Source organism: Luedemannella helvata (genome assembly GCF_039528415.1).
GTDB classification, from domain to species: Bacteria; Actinomycetota; Actinomycetes; order Mycobacteriales; family Micromonosporaceae; genus Luedemannella; species Luedemannella helvata.
Window position 1 is genome coordinate 1 of record NZ_BAAALS010000063.1, and the last position, 6,327, is coordinate 6,327.

A 6,327-nucleotide genomic window follows, 5' to 3' on the forward strand; every position below is an offset into this window, starting at 1 on the left:
GGTCGCCGACTCGGCGGCGAGCGGGTTCACCTCCGTCGCCGTCGTCACGGCGGTGCTGAGCGCGGGCGCGTCGGTGTTGGGATCTTCTGGTTGGACGGCCGTATAACTCCCTTCATGTTGGAACTCACTGCCCGGCACCGGCTATGACGGGCGTCGGTGATCCTGTATATGGACGATTTTTTTGATATTGCTGGGCGTTTATGTTATCCGGCATGGGGCTACTCATAGATCGGCCGAGTTGGGAAGAACGGCTTGAGGCTGAGCATCGTTACCTGCTGGATGGGCTTCAGAGGCACCTCGACCCTCAGTCGTACAGCCTTAGGCTGGGCGGCTGGTTCAACGATGGTCGCAGCGGCAACCCAGTGGCGTGGGTAGTGCGCAGTCCTGACGCCGCGCAGCGCATCTTGAAGTTTTGCGCCTCGTCACACCGCGCCCAGCAGTTGGGCATGGCGCATCGCCCTCGGCTTGCCTTCGTTGAGCAGCATCTAGCCCAGCTCGATGGAGACGCATTCTGCCTTGGTGAGAGTGATACGTATGCGAGGTTTTTGCGCGTTGCCGGTGGAAACTTGGCGGTTTATCGGTCATTGGCGCAGCTACGCGAAGGGAATCCGTGCAGGACCGATATTGACTACTACTCGATCATCAGATCGGTCATCGGCGAATGGAACCAAGGCGGTCCGACGCTTGTCCGTCGAACCGCGGGGTCGATAGTCAACGACATTGTCGGGCACAGGCGGAGTAGCGCAGTTCGTTGGATCCGCGCCACCAGTGATCTCGGTGGCCGTACGCCTCTCGCGTTCCTGAGCGAGGTGCCCAGCCGATGGACGGTGGACAACCTGTTGGTCGGCAAGGCCCATGGCGACCTTTCCGGTCGAAACATTCTCGTCCCGTCCAAGCCGGTAGTGCAGGCCGACAAATTTGAACTTATCGATTATGATCACTACGCTGAGGATGCGCCATTGGCTCGGGATCCGATGCACCTCCTGGTTGCTCTCGCTCTTGACGACTTCGAGCATGTCCGATCCGAGGGCGAGGACCTCATCAAGGTCATTATTAACCCGCACCAGGCGGGCATGTCGGGTTACGCGAGGCAGTTCCAGGAGATCAGCCGTGCCGTGCATGAGGCGTGCGCGGCCAGCTTCCCTGCGCGGGACCTCGATGACCTCTGGACGCCGCAGTGCCTGCTTACACTCGTCGGCGTCGCACTGCTCCGGATCGGCCGGACCATCACGGCGCCAGACCCGGATCTGGCTCGGCGCTGGTGTTACAACCTAGCCACTGCGGCAACAGAGCGTTACTGCAACCAATATGACGGAACGCGGTCGTTGAACAATCCCCCAGCTGTAGACCGACCAGAGATCGTCGATCGATACTTCGAGCAGGAGGCGCTCACTTATCGTTTGGCATACGGCCCGTTCGGTGTGTTGTCGGTTCAGGGACGACCGGGTGTCGGCAAAAGCAAGCTGGTTGACACCGTCATCAGAAGGCTTGGCGGAGAACGGAGACTGATACGGCGCCAGACCGCCCCTGGTTATCCGTTGGATGTTCACGAGCTCGTCGAGCTAATCGGCGGCCGGTCGGCGGACATCGCGGGTGGGCCGGGTGCGGCGCTGGTTCGGCTAGAGTCGGTGCTGGCAGAGGTGCGAGAGCCTGTCGTCATTGCCATCGAGTCTGCGGAGCAACTACTCGATCCGGATGCTCACCGGCTATTGGATCTTGGCATGGATGAGGCGTTCATCATGCTCAATAGTGACGAGGACCACCGCGTCTCGGTCGTTCTTGAAGGTCCGGAAGGCGGAGTTCTCGCAGCGACTGAATCCGATCAGGAGCCGGTCAGGCTGCACGGACTGAACTTCGACCACTTTGTCGAGCTACTTGGCCGGATAGATCCGGGAAGCCGCCTCAACTTGAAGGACCTGTCAACTGACGAATGCTACGAACTGTGGAGGTATTCCGACGGCATTCCGCGGATTGGTGAGTTGCTGTACGCCACCGTGTGCCAAGCCAACGTTCCCTTGCGGGCACTGCTTGAGGGACTTCGGGAGCACCCGCATGAACCGACGGCGTATCTTATCCGCACCCTTATCGATGGTATGCACCCGCTCAGACGGAAAGTGATGCGGGCGCTGGCCGTGCTCGGGGTGCCGGTGCCCGTCCGGGCGATGCAGGAGACGCTGGGCGAAGTCCAACCGGAACAGGTGCGGCAATCGTTGGGGAATCTCCGGGCCGACCGTCTGCTGCGGTTGGAATCGGAGCTGTTCTTTCTGCCCGGTGCGGACGCGCGGGTAATCCTGGATCAAATGCCGGAGGAGGACCGTCGACGGTTATCCTCCGCGGCTGCCGACGCTCTGGAACGTTGCGCGGAGCCGGTGCCAGGCAACTTGGCTGACCTCCGGTATCACCTAGCCCAAGTGCGGGCGTTGCTGCGCGCCGGAGCGTTCCCCTTGGCGCTGCAGGTGATGGAAAGTATCGACAGGCATCTGCGGGCGTGGAACTGCACATCTGTATTGCTCCCCTATCGGATGGCGGTGCGCGGCCGGCTCGACAGTTCTGCACTCGAAAAGAACAACGAAAACGAGCTGGGCGGCATCTACCTTGCCCTCGGCGCACTCGAGGATGCGAGAGGCGCCTACGATTGCGCCCTGACGCTGGCCGGGACGGACGCCGAACCGAAGGTGCTCGCCCGGTTACACGCGAATCTCGCGACGGTGAACCTGCAGTCAAATTACGTCGAGAAGGCGCGGACGGGCCACGAAGACGCGCTACAGCGGGCAACCGAGGCGGACGACCCCATCGCGGCGATGGGCGCCATGAACGGCCTGGCCGACTGCCATCGCAGCCGAGGTGAATATGCCAAAGCGATCGAACGTGCCACCGAGGCTTTCGAGCTATTCCGCTCGGCTGGATTCGCCGCTTTGGCGGAGGCTGACGTGGAAGGCCGATCGCTTGCAGTCGGACTGGCGGTCAGACTGTCCCGCTGGCATGCCGAACAGGCCGATCTGGTGATGGCGCGCAAATGGCTGGAGGAAGTCCGCGCAATCGCCGAGGACACCGACGCCTGGCGCGCGGCCTACCTGGATACGTTGGCTGACCTGAACCTCTACGACGGACTCCGGACGGGCATGGTCGACGAGGTGATCAAGACTGCGGGCCGCGCTGTGGACCTTGCCCTCAAGGTGCAGGATCGGCAGACTTTGTTACAGGCCCGTCAGACGTTGTGCGTCGCACACCTGCGTGCCGGGCGCCTAGCTGAAGCGGCGAAGTCCATCTCCCGCGCCGGCTGGCATCGCCCGCCCGGCAGGCACCTCGTCGTATTGGCTCTCGAGGCACTGACCAGGCGTCTGATCCATGACCATGATAATGCGAAAGATCTCTTCAAGAAACTGCAGAAAGAGGCAGGCGACCGTATCACGAAGGACACGGGCCTCAGCGTCATGCCCGGTACGATGGTCCAGGTCGGTCGGGCCGACTTCGGCGCCCGGCACCTTCAGGGCTTTGCCCTGTGCGGTCTGGTTCTGGCCGGCCGTGCCGAAATGGCATCAGCGGTCACGTCGTTCCGGATGCCAGACGTCGCCAATCCTCCATACGTACCCGGGTTGGTTGAGCGAATGGTGTTCATGCTGGAGCGACTCGATGAGTCGGCTCCCCAGCCCGGGATCTTGCAGCCGGCGATCGATGCCCTCCGAGGAGCTTAGATCCAACCTTTGTCGCGGGCAAGCATGATCGCTTCGACTCGGTTACGCGCGCCAATATCGGCGTACATGGCGGCCAGCAGCCGGAACATCGCGCGTTCGGAGTAGCCGACCCGGTCGGCGAGTTGGGCAACGGTCATGCCAGATGCCAACTGGCGCAGCCAACTGATGCGATCGGGCGGCGTGACATGCAGGCTCCCCGTTGAGACGGTCGCGGCAAGCCGCGCCACGACATCTGCGGGTAGGACCGCCTGACCATCCATGGTCGCGGCGACAGTTCGCTGCAGCGTGTCGCCTGCAGTGCTGCGTGGCAGGACGGACCGCGCGCCGGCCCGGACTGCCAGCACGCCCTGCTCGACAGAGCCCGCGTCCATGAGAGCGATGAGCGGCAACATAGGGTGAGCGTCGTGCAGCCGGGCCAGGAGTCGCCACTCCGAGTCGCCCGCGAGCGTCAAGAGCACCAGCGAGCATGTCTGCCCGTCCGCCCAACCAACAAGATCCGATGGCGTTTCCGCCACGTGACCAGCGGCGGAGAGCACCATGGCGACCCCCTCCCGGAATAGCGGCAGGGGATCGACGACTGCAACACGAGCCGTGGCATGATCCCTTCTCGGTACGGGCAATCAGCATTGAGGATCATCCCGCACGCGCCTATCACGGACCGACGACACGACCCTGACCAGACCTGTCAGGTTCATGCCGCGTTGTTCGTCATAGACCGGCACTACCGAGCATTCCTAATGTTTAGCGGGGGTGCCCATGGTCTATAGCGAACAGCCCGGCAGGCCGGTACACCTGAGCCTGCCGTTGCCCGACATGCAGGCACTGGCTAACTCCATGAAGGAACCGCCGTCCGCCGAGCTGCACGCCGCAATCATCGCCGCAGCCACGGCGAGCGCGGAGCAGTCCCACGCTGGGTTGGTTGACCCATACCGGCTGCATGCGAAGGTACAGCTGAGCTACCCGAGCGTTTCTATTGGCCAGATCGCCTCGGTTTTGCTGGCTTGGCGGCGAGTCTCGCGGTAGCACTGGCACCTTGGTTAAGCCGACGGAAGGTGGCAGGGTGGCACCATGAGTTCCGACGCTCGGCGCCCTCGCGGCTTGGTGGCTCTTGCAGTGGTACTTTTCCTGCTCGCCCTTGGTTCTGCCGTTGCCGGTTTCGTGGCCATCCGCTACTCGGTCACTTCGTCCGGGGTTTCATACGAAATCGGCAAGTGGCTTCTGCAACTCACCACCGTGTTCACTGGCGCAGGGTTCATTACGGCCGTCTTCCGCCAGGTCGAGATTACCCGGGCCAAGCGTGATGCCTGGATGACCACGCTCCAGGACCTGGTCGTCGGCCAGGACGCTCTCGAAGGCGCATGTATGAGACTGATCTCAAATAGCAACGCCGAGACGTACGCGGACATGATCGAGAAATGCCGTGAGCTTCGGGCAATGCTGCGGCGAATCATCGCTTTGCCGGAGGCATACGACCGGTCGGGTGACATGAGGCGCCACGTGCAGAGGATGCGGCAGTATCTGAAGCCGTTGATCCATGAGTACGAGCGGCACTATATGCATATTCAGAGACAGGGCAGACTTGACGAGAAGGCCCTTGAGGCGAGGCTGGATGAGCTTGTGAAGATCAATCAGCCGGTGCTGACGGAGGACCTTCTGAAGTGGACGAGCGTCGGCGAACTTCTCCGCGACGCACGGCAGTTCCCGTCGTTAGCGGCTTGTCTGCAGGACTTCGATGAAGGCGAGATACAGTTCATGGAGGACAGTGAGCTTGACAGCGCCTACGAAAGCGTGAAGCGCATCCTGCAGAAGAATGCGGGCGTCGAATCGCGCACACCATCCCCGAGCGTGACGAAGTGAGAGCAAGGCGGGCACCTAAAGGCTCCCGTGGCGGGCGACCACGGGCTGTCCTCATTGAGCCAAAGGCTTGAGCGCTCCTGTTGCTGTTGGCTCGTCACAGTGACGGCACGCGCGCCGCCGTTGGCGTCAAACATAACTTCCAGATCGGCGCTCGCGTCTCGGTAGGTGGCGTGCGCGCGTTCGTAGATGGCCAGGCCGAGGTTCTTCTGCCCGTCGCGGACCGCCCTGATGGTTATCGTCCCGATGGGCGTTGGTGTGGGGTCCGGGGTGCCGGCGGGGATGAGCGACTCGAACTCGTACACACCGGTGTCCCGATTGACATGGCGGATTGCGTAGTCGTGCTGGATATGGTCGTGAAGTTCATATCCACCGGCGATTCCGGCAGCACCGGCGGCGACCGCTTCGAGGGGCCGTTCGATGCGCACCCGATCGCGCGGAAACTGCATATAAACCACGTCTTGTACGGCCGGGATGAGGCTCGTGCCGCCGACGAGGAAGACATGACGGATCTGATCGGCGACGTAGCCTGACCCGGCGGCCTTGTCCAGCGCCGTGCGCAGAGCCCGCCCGACGCGGCGGGTCACGTCCTTGTCGCGCAGCAGCGAGTCGAAGTCGTCCCGGGTGAGATCCATGGCGTACTCGGTGCCGGACTCAGGGTCGGTCGCGCGCACGTTCGCTCATCACAGCCTGCTGATCCGCCGCAACCGTGCCGGAGAGCTGGCCTTCTACCGCTGTTGGACCCCGCATCCGGTGCCGCTGGCCACGCTCGTCGCTA

The 6,327-nt window shown here is 62.7% G+C and carries 5 protein-coding genes; 3 read left to right on the top strand and 2 right to left on the bottom strand.

The features are described from left to right. The first annotated feature begins 212 nt into the window (after positions 1–212). A complete protein-coding gene (locus ABD191_RS28345; RefSeq protein ID WP_344088851.1) occupies positions 213–3,695 on the top strand; it encodes an ATP-binding protein in 3,483 nt (1,160 codons plus the stop codon). Here the strand turns inward: ABD191_RS28345 and ABD191_RS28350 are convergent. After that, positions 3,692–4,234: a DNA-binding response regulator gene (locus tag ABD191_RS28350; RefSeq protein ID WP_344088854.1), complete on the bottom strand. Its 543-nt coding sequence runs from the start codon at positions 4,232–4,234 to the stop codon at positions 3,692–3,694. The two genes, ABD191_RS28345 and ABD191_RS28350, sit on opposite strands and share 4 nt — an antisense overlap. Before the next feature lie 217 nt (positions 4,235–4,451). Between ABD191_RS28350 and ABD191_RS28355 the strand changes: the two genes are divergently transcribed. Next, positions 4,452–4,718, top strand: a complete 267-nt coding sequence (locus ABD191_RS28355) for a hypothetical protein (protein ID WP_344088857.1) — start codon at positions 4,452–4,454, stop codon at positions 4,716–4,718. A gap of 45 nt (positions 4,719–4,763) precedes the next feature. Further along, positions 4,764–5,552 carry a hypothetical protein gene (locus tag ABD191_RS28360; RefSeq protein WP_344088860.1) on the top strand — a complete coding sequence of 263 codons (789 nt, stop codon included), beginning with the start codon at positions 4,764–4,766 and terminating at the stop codon, positions 5,550–5,552. Here ABD191_RS28360 and ABD191_RS28365 read toward each other — a convergent pair. After that, positions 5,474–6,223 carry an Hsp70 family protein gene (locus tag ABD191_RS28365; protein ID WP_344088863.1) on the bottom strand — a complete coding sequence of 250 codons (750 nt, stop codon included), beginning with the start codon at positions 6,221–6,223 and terminating at the stop codon, positions 5,474–5,476. The genes ABD191_RS28360 and ABD191_RS28365 overlap by 79 nt on opposite strands. Positions 6,224–6,327 lie beyond the last annotated feature (104 nt).

Excerpts from the sequence above, each read along its gene's own strand:
- ABD191_RS28345 (WP_344088851.1), top strand. The coding sequence starts at position 213 with ATGGGGCTACTCATAGATCGGCCGAGTTGGGAAGAACGGCTTGAGGCT.
- ABD191_RS28360 (WP_344088860.1), top strand. The coding sequence starts at position 4,764 with ATGAGTTCCGACGCTCGGCGCCCTCGCGGCTTGGTGGCTCTTGCAGTG.
- ABD191_RS28350 (WP_344088854.1), bottom strand. The coding sequence starts at position 4,234 with ATGGTGCTCTCCGCCGCTGGTCACGTGGCGGAAACGCCATCGGATCTT.
- ABD191_RS28355 (WP_344088857.1), top strand. The coding sequence starts at position 4,452 with ATGGTCTATAGCGAACAGCCCGGCAGGCCGGTACACCTGAGCCTGCCG.